Origin of the sequence: Pseudomonas sp. GW460-12-10-14-TSB1, assembly GCF_017349775.1 — a bacterium.
Lineage (GTDB): Bacteria > Pseudomonadota > Gammaproteobacteria > Pseudomonadales > Pseudomonadaceae > Aquipseudomonas > Aquipseudomonas piscium.
The window spans coordinates 1-12,792 of record NZ_JACNAC010000055.1 but is presented as its reverse complement, the minus strand read 5'-3'; the positions used below and the strand labels follow the sequence as shown (position 1 = coordinate 12,792).

At 62.6% G+C, this 12,792-nt stretch carries 14 protein-coding genes; 4 read left to right on the top strand and 10 right to left on the bottom strand.

What is annotated here, in order from left to right:
- Positions 1 to 131: 131 nt before the first annotated feature.
- The 3 genes from J4D52_RS24790 to J4D52_RS24780 form a co-directional block, all read right to left on the bottom strand.
- On the bottom strand, positions 132 to 1,001 hold the full coding sequence (locus J4D52_RS24790; RefSeq protein WP_063428928.1) for a DUF6279 family lipoprotein: 870 nt from the start codon (positions 999 to 1,001) through the stop codon (positions 132 to 134).
- 80 nt (positions 1,002 to 1,081) lie between these two features.
- A complete protein-coding gene (locus J4D52_RS24785) occupies positions 1,082 to 1,795 on the bottom strand; it encodes a TorF family putative porin (RefSeq protein WP_025805118.1) in 714 nt (237 codons plus the stop codon).
- 196 nt (positions 1,796 to 1,991) lie between these two features.
- A complete protein-coding gene (locus J4D52_RS24780; protein ID WP_016702300.1) occupies positions 1,992 to 2,180 on the bottom strand; it encodes a hypothetical protein in 189 nt (62 codons plus the stop codon).
- Positions 2,181 to 2,531: 351 nt separating this feature from the next.
- On the opposite strand from J4D52_RS24780, the gene J4D52_RS24775 reads away from it, so the two are divergent.
- Positions 2,532 to 3,368, top strand: coding sequence for a S1 RNA-binding domain-containing protein (locus tag J4D52_RS24775; RefSeq protein WP_023968236.1), 837 nt, complete (start codon positions 2,532 to 2,534; stop codon positions 3,366 to 3,368).
- A gap of 155 nt (positions 3,369 to 3,523) precedes the next feature.
- Positions 3,524 to 4,447, top strand: coding sequence for a DMT family transporter (locus J4D52_RS24770; protein ID WP_063428930.1), 924 nt, complete (start codon positions 3,524 to 3,526; stop codon positions 4,445 to 4,447).
- A gap of 9 nt (positions 4,448 to 4,456) precedes the next feature.
- Here the strand turns inward: J4D52_RS24770 and J4D52_RS24765 are convergent, their stop codons facing one another.
- On the bottom strand, positions 4,457 to 5,617 hold the full coding sequence (locus J4D52_RS24765) for an MFS transporter (protein WP_102676201.1): 1,161 nt from the start codon (positions 5,615 to 5,617) through the stop codon (positions 4,457 to 4,459).
- 104 nt (positions 5,618 to 5,721) lie between these two features.
- Here J4D52_RS24765 and ptrR point away from each other — a divergent pair, with 104 nt between their 5' ends.
- Together ptrR and J4D52_RS30605 are read left to right on the top strand one after the other, a co-directional pair.
- On the top strand, positions 5,722 to 6,603 hold the full coding sequence (ptrR, locus tag J4D52_RS24760) for a putrescine utilization regulator PtrR (protein ID WP_025805122.1): 882 nt from the start codon (positions 5,722 to 5,724) through the stop codon (positions 6,601 to 6,603).
- Positions 6,604 to 6,741: 138 nt separating this feature from the next.
- The gene (locus J4D52_RS30605) at positions 6,742 to 6,870 is read left to right on the top strand and encodes a PA1414 family protein (protein ID WP_009042667.1); all 129 of its coding nucleotides are present in this window, start codon (positions 6,742 to 6,744) and stop codon (positions 6,868 to 6,870) included.
- 148 nt (positions 6,871 to 7,018) lie between these two features.
- Here J4D52_RS30605 and J4D52_RS24755 read toward each other — a convergent pair whose 3' ends face one another.
- The 6 genes from J4D52_RS24755 to speB form a co-directional block, all read right to left on the bottom strand.
- Positions 7,019 to 7,270 carry a hypothetical protein gene (locus tag J4D52_RS24755; protein ID WP_009047628.1) on the bottom strand — a complete coding sequence of 84 codons (252 nt, stop codon included), beginning with the start codon at positions 7,268 to 7,270 and terminating at the stop codon, positions 7,019 to 7,021.
- Between the two features lie 71 nt (positions 7,271 to 7,341).
- A complete protein-coding gene (locus J4D52_RS24750) occupies positions 7,342 to 8,067 on the bottom strand; it encodes an MBL fold metallo-hydrolase (RefSeq protein WP_063428934.1) in 726 nt (241 codons plus the stop codon).
- Positions 8,068 to 8,151: 84 nt separating this feature from the next.
- Positions 8,152 to 9,531: a sodium:solute symporter gene (locus J4D52_RS24745; RefSeq protein ID WP_063428935.1), complete on the bottom strand. Its 1,380-nt coding sequence runs from the start codon at positions 9,529 to 9,531 to the stop codon at positions 8,152 to 8,154.
- Between the two features lie 140 nt (positions 9,532 to 9,671).
- Positions 9,672 to 11,183 carry a cytosine permease gene (locus J4D52_RS24740; protein WP_102676202.1) on the bottom strand — a complete coding sequence of 504 codons (1,512 nt, stop codon included), beginning with the start codon at positions 11,181 to 11,183 and terminating at the stop codon, positions 9,672 to 9,674.
- A 54-nt stretch (positions 11,184 to 11,237) separates the two neighbouring features.
- Complete coding sequence (locus tag J4D52_RS24735) at positions 11,238 to 11,660, bottom strand: nuclear transport factor 2 family protein (protein ID WP_063428939.1); 423 nt, start codon at positions 11,658 to 11,660, stop codon at positions 11,238 to 11,240.
- Positions 11,661 to 11,669: 9 nt separating this feature from the next.
- A complete protein-coding gene (gene speB, locus J4D52_RS24730) occupies positions 11,670 to 12,620 on the bottom strand; it encodes an agmatinase (RefSeq protein ID WP_025805128.1) in 951 nt (316 codons plus the stop codon).
- Between the last annotated feature and the right edge of the window lie 172 nt (positions 12,621 to 12,792).

Below are 12,792 nucleotides of genomic sequence, written 5' to 3'. Positions count from 1 at the left end.
GCGACAAGGGTGGCGCGGCGACAGTGCCTACACAGGCTAGTCGTTTCGCCCGCGGGCAGATCGACAGCCGCCGGACGGTTCCGCCCAACGGTCGCCCGCCTGCCCCACCTCGCTGGACGGCTATTCAGGCGTTACTTCTGGCGTGCCGTCTTCATGCATTTCAACGCCTCGAACTCATTGCGCACGTTCTGCAGCTTGTTGCGCAGGTGATCACGCTGGGCGTGCGTGCTTTGGGCCATCACGTCCACCAGCAGGTTGCGTGCCACCTGTTCGCTGTTGGCATAGGCCTGGCGATAAGCCGGTGTCCAGAAGCTTTCGCGATCCACCAGCAGGCGCTCGATGCGTTTGTCGAAGTCGCTGTTCTGGCGTTGCTCCAGCGCGGCACTGAACTGCGCCTGCCAGTTGGCCCGGTTGGCGAGCCAGAGCTGGTTCTGTTCGCCAAGGGACGTCGACCAGTCCGCCACCCGCTGGGTCTGCTCGGGCGTAAGGGGGCCGAGCCAGGTAGTCAGGCGTTTGTCCATGCGTTCGGCGCGCAGTTTTATCTGTTGCTCCAGTGGCGGCTTGAGGTATTTGCTGCGGCGTTGGCGCATGTCCTTGGCGAAGGCCGCCTTCATTTCCGTGACCTGTTGGTCGTCCAGGCCTCGCAGCAACTCGATGGCCGACGGCGCGATCGCGCGGGCGGTCTGGGCAATGGCCTGCTTGGCTTCGCGGGTGAATTCTTGCAGCTCGGCATCGTTGACCTGATTGCGTTCGACCATCTGCTGCAGACGATCCAGGTAGTCCAGGTAGTTGGGCAACTGTGTGCTGCAGTGCCAGCTCAAGTGTTCCTTGAGGCGATCGTTGAACCAGATTTTCTGCTCGCGGTTCATTTCCAGGTAGTCGTTGAGCGTCCAGGGAATGATCACATCGAGGTTGCGGTAAGCCAGGCCGACACGGTTGCAGGAGGTCAGCACCAGGCTCAACAGCAGTAGCAGGGTGAGGTGTTGCAGCCGGCGCGACATGGCAAGTCCTTGCGAAGGCCTGGGTTTGTAAGGCGTGGGTTTCTTATCTGAACCCGGAAAGCTTCCGGCAGTTCAGCCGCTCAATAGAACGAATGCTCGGCCTTGAAGGTGAGCAGCCCGTCGCATTGCGCGTTATGTCCAGAATAGGCCGAACAATCGCTGCCGTTGAGGTTGGAGTCGCTGTAGATCAGTTTCAGGTCGATGCCCATCCAGGGACGGGAGAACTTGATCGACCAGTCGTTGAAGCTGCTGACGTAGCCGTTGCTCACTGAGGCCGGGTTGCCCAACTGATAAGTGGTGTACTTGATGCTGACGCCGATGCCGAAGGGCTGGTTGCCGCCCAGGTCGGCGAACAGGGTACTGTTGCGCTTGTTCGGGTCCTGGCTGAACGCGGCGCCGAAGCGGCTGCCCAACAGCGTCAGGCCGCCGTAGAACTCCTGGCTGTCCTGCGGGGCCAGTTGCGGGTAGTTGTAGTGGATCATCCCCACCTCATAACCCAGGGTCTGATCGAAGGGGCGCTTGAAGCCCAGGTAGGAGTCCACTTCCAGGTCGCTCTCGCCCAGGCCCATGCTCGGCGACCATTGGCCGATGTACCAGCCGCTGTCGTGGGTCAGGTCCAGGCCGCCATGGAACGAGCCGGTGGCCGAGGGTTTGACCAGGCCCTGGGCCATGCTGCGGCTCGGGGCGCTGCTGAGCTTGAGGTCGAAATCCCCCAGTTCGCGTTGGAAGATCTGCCCGTGGACCCAGGGGCTGGCGAGGAGGCTGGCAAGCAGCACATGGGAGGGTTTGAGCATGCTTCACTCCATGAAACGCAAGGAGCAGGAACCGCGGAACCTACTGAAATGCCCGATCTAGACGTGTGCAAGGATACCGGCGAAACCTCGGGGATGAGGGCCGTTCGTCGATTTTTACAGGAGGGGAAGGATCAGAACTCTAGTCCTAGCGCCTTGAGGTTCAAAGCGCATAGGGACCAGGAGGTATTGCGGGGGATTACTTCTTGCCCAGGCTGATCTGCTTGGACGGGCCGAAAGTCTGGCCGCTGACGCCTTTGGCAATTTGCTGGATCTCGCCGCCGGACTTCAGGAAAGCAGCAATCTGATCGTTGATCGATTCGCTGGTTTCAACGGCTGGAGCTGGCTTTGCTTTGCTGTTGGATGCTTTTACACGCATGGCGGCCATTAACCTTCAGAAAATTAATTTGGCCAGCCATCATACATGAAATGCTTGACAATTGCTTGGTAAATATCCCCCTGAAATAACAGCGGAAAAACTCCCGAATATTCCTAAGTTGGTCTCGGGAATATCCCCATAAGCTGCTGTTTTAAATAAAGACAATGGCACAAACAAAGGCTTGCTCGGCAGCGCTGAGGCAAAAGTCGCTGCCGGCTGGCCTGACGGGCGGAGCCGGTTGCTGGCGCAAAGCCATAAAAATCAAGGCATTCAGGAAAATATCCGCTGCTATCCGGCGACTCGGGCCAACCAGGCCCGGAAACCGGGTAGAATGCCGCCCACGCAATGAGGGTATTGGAAATGGCTTTAGTCGGGCGCTACAACAGTTTGCAAGTGGTTAAACACACTAACTTCGGTTTATATCTGGACGGCGGGGCGGACGGCGAAATATTGCTGCCCAATCGTTATATTCCCAAGGATATTCCCAGTGAAGATGAAGACTGGCTGAATGTTTTTGTTTATCTGGATAGCGCCGACAAGTTAATTGCAACTACCGAAAAACCAAAAGTTCAAGTCGGTGAGTTCGCCAGTCTTAAAGTCGTGGAAGTTAACAGCATCGGTGTATTCCTCGACTGGGGCCTGCCCAAGGACCTGCTGCTGCCGTACTCCGAGGAAAAGCGTCAGCTGACCGCCGGCGAGTATTGCGTGGTGCACGTCTACCTCGACAAGCACACCCGCCGCATCACCGCCACGGCCCGTCTGGACCGCTACCTGGACAAGGCTCCGGTGACCTACAAGGTCGGCCAGGAAGTCGATCTGCTGGTGGCCGAGAGCACCGACATGGGCTTCAAGGCGATCATCAACAACAAGCACTGGGGCCTGATTCACAAGAACGAAGTATTCAAGTTCCTGCGTCCGGGCAAACAGGAAAAGGGCTTCATCAAAGAGATCCGTGCCGACGGCAAGATTAGCCTCAGCCTGCAACCGGTGGGTGAAGAACTGGCCAGCAGCCTGAACGCCAAGATCCTCGCCAAGTTGCGGGAAAACAACGGCACCCTGCCGGTCAGCGACAAGAGCGATCCGACGGTGATCAGTGGCCTGTTCGGTGTCAGCAAGGGCAACTTCAAGAAGGCCATAGGTGCTTTGTACAAGAACGGTCAGATCGTTATTCATGCCGACCGCATTGAACTGACCTGAGTATTCGTTCTCTCGAAGCTCTTTTTCGGGCGTGTTTTTCTGTCCGTTTGGTTGATAATCGGCAGCACATCCATTCTTTGCCCCGGACCGGTTCCGGGGCTTTGTCGTTTCTATCGAGTAACTGCCATGTCCATGAATCTGCCTGAGGGGCTGCGGTGAGCATCGAACGGCGCAGCGCCGATGGTTTCGCCCTGCAAGTGATGTTGGGGCTGTGCCTGATCTGGGGCGTGCAGCAGGTGATGATCAAGTGGGCCGCGGCGGATATCGCACCGGTGATGCAGGCCGCCGCCCGCTCGGGCATTTCGGCGCTGCTGGTGGCCCTGCTGATGTGCTGGAAGGGCGGCTGGTCGCAGATCGGCAGCACCTGGCGCGGCGGCTTGCTGGCCGGCGGCCTGTTCGGCCTGGAGTTCCTGTTTATCGCCGAAGGCCTCAAGCTCACCAGCGCCGCGCACATGTCGGTGTTTCTCTATACCGCGCCGATCTTCACCGCGCTGGGGGTGAATTGGCTGCTGCCCAGCGAACGCCTCAGGCCCCTGCAATGGCTGGGAATCCTGCTGGCGTTCGTCGGCATCGGCGTCGCCTTCGCCGGCGGCATCTCATTGGATAACCTGGACACGCGCATGCTGCTTGGCGACGCCCTGGGCGTGCTGGCCGGCCTGGCCTGGGGCGCGACCACTGTGGTGGTGCGCGCGTCGCGCCTGTCCGAGGCGCCGGCGACCCTGACCCTGTTCTATCAGTTGATCGTCGGTTTTATCGGCCTGCTGCTGATCGCCGTGCTGAGTGGCCAGGTCACCCATGTCAGCCTGACCCCGGTGGCGGTGGCCAGCGTGCTGTTCCAGGGGCTGGTGGTGTCCTTTTTCAGCTACCTGACCTGGTTCTGGCTGTTGCGCCGTTACCTGGCCGCCAACCTGGCGGTGTTTTCCTTTATGACGCCGCTGTTCGGCGTCACCTTCGGGGTCCTGTTGCTGGGCGAACCCCTGAGCCTCAACTTCGTGATCGGCGCGGTGCTGGTGCTGCTGGGCATCACCTTCGTCAGCGCCGAACAGTGGCTGCGCCGGCGGATCCGCAGCCTGCTGTAACCCCCAGGCTCAGGCGGTGGCGTGGCATTCCCGGGCAACCGGCTGTTGCCTCAACAGCAAGACACCCGCCAGCAGCAGGCTGCTGCCGGCGACGATCAGCGCCGGTTGCAGGCCACCGCTGAAATGGCTGCTCAGGGCCGCCAGCAGTGGCCCGCTCAACTGGCCCATGGCGAAGCAGGCCGTGAGCAAGCCGGCGTTGCGCTGGGTGGCGTGGGGCGCCAGCTCCCGCGAGCGCTGCATCACCAATTGCATGCAGGCCAGGAACGGCGTGCCGCAGAGCATCACCCCCAGCGCCAGGCCGGCGCCATTGCCCAGCAGACAGGCGAAGACCCCGGCGGCTTGCAGCCACAAGGTCGCCATCAGCCAGTGCCGGGTGGCGTTCGGGCTGTGTCGGCGCAGGCTGACCAGCCCCACCCCCACGGCCGCCGCCAAGCCGAAGCACGGCCAGAACAGGTCGGCCTGCCATTGCCCTTGAAAACGCGCGCTGGCCATCTGTGACAGGAAGGTCGCCGGGATGATGTAACCCAGGCCGTACAGCGCATAAACCAGCCCGAGGCGGGGGATGCCGGCGTGATTCGAGGCCTGTGGCATCTGCGCAGTCAGCGCGGGCGTGGCGGGTTGCGGCAGGATCGGCAGGATTGCCAGCAGCATCAGCAGGGCGGTCGCGGCGTATACCAGCCACAGGGTTGCGGAGCTTTGCCCCAGCAGGTTCGAGCCCAGGGCCAGCAGGCCAGTGAGGAAAATCCCCAGCCCGGGCCCGGCAAACACCAGGGCGCCCAGGCGTGGCCGGCCGGCGGCGTGTGCCAGGGGTTGGCTCAGGGCGGCGATCATCACCATCACCCAGGCACTGGCCACGCCAGTGCCGAAGCGCAATACCGAATGCGCCCAGAAGCCGCCGGCCCAGAACGAGGCCAGGGTCAGCAACACACACAGCCACAACCCGCCCAGCAGCCGCCGGCGAACCTGGGCCGGGCGGCGGGCGCACATGGCATCCAGCGCACCGATGAAATACCCCAGGTAGTTGGCGGCGGCGATCAGGCCGGTGTCGGTCAGGTCGACCTGGCCCTCGCTCAGCAGGTGCGGCAGTTGCGGGGTGAGGGCGAAGCGACCAATGCCCATGGCCATCATCAGGGCAATGAAACTGGCGAGTAAGCGAATCAGCGGGGACATGGTCCGGGCTCCGTCGAAGAGGCGATGACCCTCAGGCTAGGACTGATTGACTTTCTATAAAAATGAATAATATTAAGTAACTTGTTCGTTTTTGGAGAATATCCGTGGAGTTCAGCCAGCTGCGCATCTTCCAGGCGGTCGCCGAGGAAGGTTCCATCACCCGGGCGGCCGAGCGCCTGCATCGGGTGCCGTCCAACCTGTCGACGCGGCTCAAGCAACTGGAAGAGCAGCTGGGAGTCGAGCTGTTCCTGCGGGAACGGCAGCGGCTGCAACTGTCGCCGGCGGGCAAGGTGCTGCTCGATTACGCCGCGCGCCTGTTTGCCCTGCGCGACGAGGCCCATGGGGCGGTGCAGGGCGGTCAGCCGGCCGGGGATTTCGTGCTGGGCACCATGTACAGCACGGCGGCGATTCAACTGCCGGCGCTGCTGGCGCGTTACCACCGCGCCTACCCGGCGGTGAACCTGCAGGTGCAGTCGGCGCCCAGCAGCGAGTTGCTCGAAGGCCTGCTGGCCGGGCGCCTGGATGCGGTGCTGGTGGACGGCCCACTGGAACTGGCCAGCCTGGACGGGGTGCCGCTGTGCGATGAAAAGCTGGTGTTGATCAGTGAAGCGGATCACCCGCCGATCCGCAGCGCTCGGGATGTCGAAGGGCGCGCGGTGTTCACCTTTCGCCGCGGCTGCTCGTACCGCCTGCGCCTGGAGTCCTGGTTCGCCCATGACCATGCGGCCATGGGACGGGCAATAGAAATCGAGTCCTATCAGGGGATGCTGGCCTGTGTGATTGCCGGGTCCGGGGTGGCGCTGATGTCGGAGTCGATGCTGGCCAGCCTGCCCGGCCGCGAGAGCGTGGCGGCCCATCCGCTGGCCGAGCCGTTCGCCAGCGCCACGACCTGGCTGATGTGGCGCAAGGGCATGCTCGGCGCCAACCTCAATGCCTGGATCGAGCTGCAACAGGCGAGTCAGACGGATCAGCGGGCAACGGCCTGAAACGGGCTGGCTGATTCAGATTAATCCGGTAACAGATCATTGCCATCCAGGTTGAGCAATGCGCGGAACTTAGCGCTATTATCAGAGCTAAGCGGCTCCTGAACCCTGCCGCTGGGCACGACCCTTAAGGGGGGCACTATGAAAGAGAAACTGCAAAACTGGCTTCACGACCTCGGGGTCGCACTGGGACTGATCGAGCCGCCATTGCAGCCGGTGCCAATCCGCACAGACGACGAACAACGGCGTCGGCAACAGCGTCGCCGCTAACCATCGGCTCGGGAGTGGGGCAGGCATCCAGCCTGCTCCCGTCACTTTTCAGCCGCGCGAGGGCAGGTTCACTCGCGAACGGTTGACGCCTTCTGATTCAAACCCGTCAACTCGCAACCCGCCAATGGTGCCCAGCGCCGTGAAGTCTTTAGCGCCGTGAAATCGTCAGCAGAAACCGGCTCAGGTCGTTGGCGCTGTTCGCCGCCTTGAGCATCTGGTCTTCTTCGTGGGTGAAGGCGGTCACTCCAAACTCATCTTCCAGGTGGAAGATCAGGTCCTCGATATCCTGCTTGTCCAACCCCAACTCCTGCAGACTCACGTCGTCGGAAAATCCGTCATTGCCATCCAGCAGGCGGCTGATGAAGTCATGCACGGCTTGTCGGACTTCGGCTCTATTCATGTCGCTCTTTTCGCCAGGGGCCTGCGCATGGTCTTTGAAGCGGGCGGGATTGTGTGCAGTACAGCACAGCTTCAGGGGTGCCGACGGATCCAATCCTCGATCATCGCGCGCAACTGCGCCCCCGAAAAACTGCCGAAATGGCCACCGTGCACGGTACGCACCGACAACTGGTACAGGCGTTCCAGGCTGGTGGCGTAGTCCTCCAGGTTGGAGTGGTAGGCGTCTTCGACCAGCGGGCCGTCGTAGATGATGTCGCCGCTGAACAGGGTGCCGCTGGCCGCCTCCCAGAGGCTGATACCCCCGGGGGAGTGGCCGGGCGTATGCAGCACCTGGAGGCTGCGGTTACCCAGGTCGAGCACATCGCCTTCCTCGATCAGGCGTGTCGCCGGGGCGGCCTTGACCCGATATTCGGCGTAGCACAGCGGGCAATCCGGGTGGGCCTCGAACATCTCGTCGCCGACATAGGCGGCAGATAGGGTATTGGCGCCGTCGGGCGCGGCGAGGATCTGCGCCTCGGCCGGGTGCACCAGGCGTTCGGGGAATTCGTGATGCCCGGCGATATGGTCGAAATGGCAATGGCTGGCCACCGCCAGCAAGGGGCGTTCGGTAAGCCAGGGCAACTGCTCGCGCAAGCTGACCAGGCCGGAGCCGCTGTCCAGCAGCAGGTCCCTGTCGCGGCCCTGGATATGCCACAGGTTGCAGCGATAGAACGGCCGGATATAGGGCTCGTGGATCAGCCGAATCCCGTCGCTCAGGCTTCTGACTTCGAACCAGCGGTCGCGGCTGACAATCTTCATCGACTTTCCTCCAGGCGAAAAAAAACGGGTGCAGCCACCGACGCTGCACCCGCCGAAGAAAAATGTACGGCGTCTGACCTGAGGTTAGATCGCGTTGGCCAGGGTTGCCGGACGACGAGACAGCAGGCTCACCACCACGAAGCTCACCAGGCCGACAGCCAGGCTGTAGTAGATCGGGGTGTTGGCATCCAGGCCGTCCTTGAACATGAACACCAGCGCGGTGAGGAAACCCAGGCCCATGCTGGCGATGGCGCCGGCGGTGGTCGCGCGTTTCCAGAAGATGGCACCGATCAGTGGGATCAGCATGCCGCCCACCAGCAGGTTATAGGCCAGGGTCAGGGCGCTGATCACGTCGTTGACCACCAGGGCGATGCCCAGTACCAGGATGCCGGTCAGCAGGGTAAACAGGCGGTTGATGCCCAGGCTCGACTGCTTGCCGCCACGCAGCTTGGGCAGCAGGTCTTCGGTCAGGGTGGTGGAGGCGGCCAACAGGCCGGCACTGGCGGTGGACATCATGGCGGCCAGGGCCGCGGCGATCACCAGGCCACGGATGCCGTCCGGCAGCGAGGCTTTGACGATGGCGGCGAAGGCGTTGTTGACGTTGTCCAGGTCTGGCAGCAAGACGTGCGCGGCCATGCCGATCAGGGCACAGGCCAGGCCGTAGAGGATGCAGTAGAAGCCGGCGACGGTGCCTGCGTATTGCGCGACTTTTTCGGTCTTGGCGGTGAACACCCGTTGCCAGATGTCCTGGCCGATCAGGATGCCGAAGAAGTAGATCATGAAGTAGGTGACGATGGTGTCCCAGCCGATGGTGGTGAAGCTGAAGCTCGCCGCCGGCAGCTTGGCCACCAGCTCATCCCAGCCGCCGACGCGGTACAGGCAGATCGGCAGCAGGATGAACATCAGGCCGACGGTCTTGATCACGAACTGGACGATGTCGGTCAGGGTCAACGACCACATGCCGCCGATCGCCGAATAGATCACCACCACGCCGCCGCCCAGCAGCACCGAGATCCAGAACGGCAGGCCGAACAGCACTTGCAGCACGGTGCCGATGGCGAGGATCGAGGTCACGCCGATCATCAGCGCGTAGGCCAGCATGATCACCGCGCTGGCCTGGCGGGCCATCGGGTTGTAGCGTTTTTCCAGGACCTGGGTAACTGTGAAAATCCGCAGCTTGAGCAGGGGTTTGGCCAGCAGCAGGTTGAGGGCGATGATGCCCAGGCCCAGCGCCGCGCACAGCCAGAAACCGGAGATGCCGTGAACATAACCCAGGCGCACGGTGCCGACGGTGGAGGCACCGCCCAGCACGGTGGCGGCCATGGTGCCCATGTACAGGCTCGGGCCCAGGTTGCGGCCGGCTACCAGGTAGTCCTCGTGGGTCTTGGCCTTGCGCATGCCGTAATAGCCGAGCACCAGCATGCCGGCGGCATAGATGAGTACGACGAATAGATCTAAAGCCATGGTGGCGTGTCTCCGATTGTCTTTCTTATAGAGGCTTCCCGCAGGAGCGAGGCTTGCTGCAATCAAGGCGACGCGGTCTGGCGGACCCGTCGTGTGAGGCGTGATTGCCGGCGAGCCTGCTGCTACAGGTCATGCTTGAGTCAGGCGGTTTGGCGCATGACCGGTTTACCGAGCGAATCCGTGCTCTTGCTGCGTGGATCGTTGGGGCCGTAGACCGCGGGCGGTTCCGGGAACAGGTTGAGCAAGGCCAGGTACACCAGCGAGGCCAGGCCCAGGGTCACCGGCAGGCTGATATCGATGCCGTCGGCCAGGTTGCCCAGCGGACCGACGAACTGCCCGGGCAGGTTGACGAAGCACAGGCCGACCAGTGCGCTGGGGATCCAGGCCCCCAGGCCACGCCAGTTCCAGCCGTGCTGGAACCAGTAGCGGCCACCTTGCTCGCCACGGGTGAAGACTTGCAGGTCGTCCGGGCAGTAGAAGCCGCGACGCACCAGCAGGCCGATCAGCATGATCACCATCCACGGGGTGGTGCAGGTGATGATCAGCACGGCGAAGGTCGACACGCTCTGCACCAGGTTGGCGGCGAAGCGCCCGATGAAGATGAAGGCGATCGACAGCACACCGATCAACAGGGTCGCCTTGACCCGCGACAGCACCCGTGGGAACACGCTGGACATGTCCAGGCCGGTGCCATACAGCGAGGTGGTGCCGGTGGACATGCCGCCGATCACCGCGATCAGGCACACCGGCAGGAAGAACCAGCTCGGCGAGACCGCCAGCAGGCCGCCGACGTAGTTGTTGGCGGCGATGTAGTCGGGCGCCTTGATCGCCACGATGGTGGCGGTGGCCAGGCCGAACAGGAAGGGAATCAGGGTGGCGATCTGCGCGGCGATCACCGCCAGCATGATCCGGCCTTTCGGCGTTTCGCGGGGTATGTAGCGCGACCAGTCGCCGAGGAACACGCCGAAGGAAATCGGGTTGCTCATGGCCACCAGCGCGGCGCCGATGAAGGCTGCCCAGAAACCCGCCTGACCGAGGGCCACCGTACCGGCGAACTGGCTGTCGAAAGCCGGCGCGAAGGCAAAGATCCCCAGCAGGAACAGCAGGCTCGCTGCCCATACGGCAATGCGGTTGACCCACAGCATGAAGCGGAAGCCGTAGATGCACACCGTCAGTACCAGGATCGCGAACAGGCCGTAGGCCAGGCCTAGGGTCAGGTCGGTTTCCGGCAGGTCGATCAGGCGCTTGGCGCCGCCTACCAGGGCATCCCCGGAACTCCACACGGAGAGGGAGAAGAAGGCGATGGCGGTAAGCAACGACAGGAACGAGCCGACGATCCGCCCGTGCACGCCGAAGTGCGCACCGGAAGAGACAGCGTTGTTGGTGCCGTTGATCGGCCCGAACAGGCCCATGGGCGCGAGGATCAACGCCCCCAGGATCACGCCCAGCACGATCGCCCAGACACCCGCCTGGAAGGACAGGCCGAACAGTACCGGGAAACTGCCGAGCACGGCGGTGGCAAAGGTATTGGCGCCGCCGAAGATCAGGCGAAACAGGTCGCTGGGCCGGGCGTCGCGTTCATGGTCGGGGATCTGTTCGACCCCGTTTGTTTCGATGCTGCTAAGGCTTTTTTCTTTGTTGTTGTTATTCATGATCTGCTCCGATCACAAAGGCGCGCTCATCGTTTGTGAGCGTCACCTGTCTGGCTAAGGGGATGGCAGCCCTTCCGGCATTGCGGACAAATGTTCGTGACAGGCCAGCCATAGGCCTTGTTGTTGTGTGCCGGACCCTTGCTTACGGAAAACAATGGTCTCGCGCTCCTGGCTGAAGTGTTGCTCCCCTTGCATGCGCAGCTCGGTGGCGACGTCATGAATAAATACCGCGGTGTCCCCCTGCAAGCTGACAAACGCGTTGCTCGAAGTGCAGGACAGCACCTCGAAGCCATCCTCGCGGCGCCAGCTGTCCCACAGCGCCTGGTAGGCGTCGCGGGACAGCAGGGGCTGGGCGAGGGTGTAGAAGACGAAGCTGGCGTCAAAGCTGAACGCCCCGAAGTAGGCTTCGCGATCGTTACGGGCAAAGGCCGCCACCAGGTCGGCGGCGGCTTTGAGGACCTGCTCGCGTTCGTTCATGGCCGGGCCTCAGCGACGCGCTACGCCCGGCAGTACGCAGAGCATTTCATACAGCAGGTTGGCGCCCAGCAGCGAGGTGTTACCGGTGGTGTCATACGGCGGCGAGACTTCTACCAGATCGCAGCCGACCAGGTCGAGACCCTGGCAACCACGGACGATCTCGATCGCCTGGATGGTGGTCAGGCCGCCGATTTCCGGGGTGCCGGTGCCTGGCGCCCAGGCCGGGTCGATGCCGTCGATATCGAAGCTCAGGTACACCGGGCCGTCACCGACCTTCGCCCGGACTTCGGCCATCAGCGGTTCCAGCGACTTGTGCCAGCATTCTTCGGCCTGCACCACGCGGAAACCCTGCTTGCGGCTCCAGTTGAAGTCTTCGGCGGTGTAGCCCTGGGCGCGCAGGCCGATCTGCACCACGCGGTCGCAGTCCAGCAGGCCTTCTTCGACGGCGCGGCGGAAGGTGGTGCCGTGGGCGATCTTCTCGCCGAACATGTGGTCGTTGACATCGGCGTGGGCGTCGATGTGCACCAGGCCGACCTTGCCGTGTTTCTTGTGGATAGCCCGCAGGATCGGCAGGGTGATGGTGTGGTCGCCGCCCAGGGTCAGCGGGATTACGTTGTGCTCGAGGATACCGTCGTAGGCTTCTTCGATGATGCGCACGGCGTCCAGCAGGTTGAAGGTGTTGATGGCTACGTCGCCGATGTCGGCCACGTTCAGCGAGTCGAAGGGCGCTGCACCGGTGGCCATGTTGTACGGACGGATCATCACCGATTCGGCGCGGATCTCACGGGGCCCGAAGCGGGTGCCGGCACGCAGCGAGGTGCCGATGTCCAGCGGGACGCCGACAAAGGCGGCATCCAGGCCGGCCGGGGTAGGCACATGGGGAAGACGCATCATGGTGGCGATGCCGCCGAAGCGCGGCATTTCGTTGCCGCCCAGTGGTTGGTGGAGAATCTTGTCCACGGGATTGGCCTCATCGTTGTTTTATTTATGGGGTTTTCAGCGCAGCAACGGGTGCCGGCGAAACCGAGTGGGGCCGATTCTGCGAAATGTAGTGGGCGGGAAGAATCGCTACGGGCAAATACTTAGTTCAGATTTTTCTAAACTAATGGCGGCGCTAGAGGATAGACTTCGC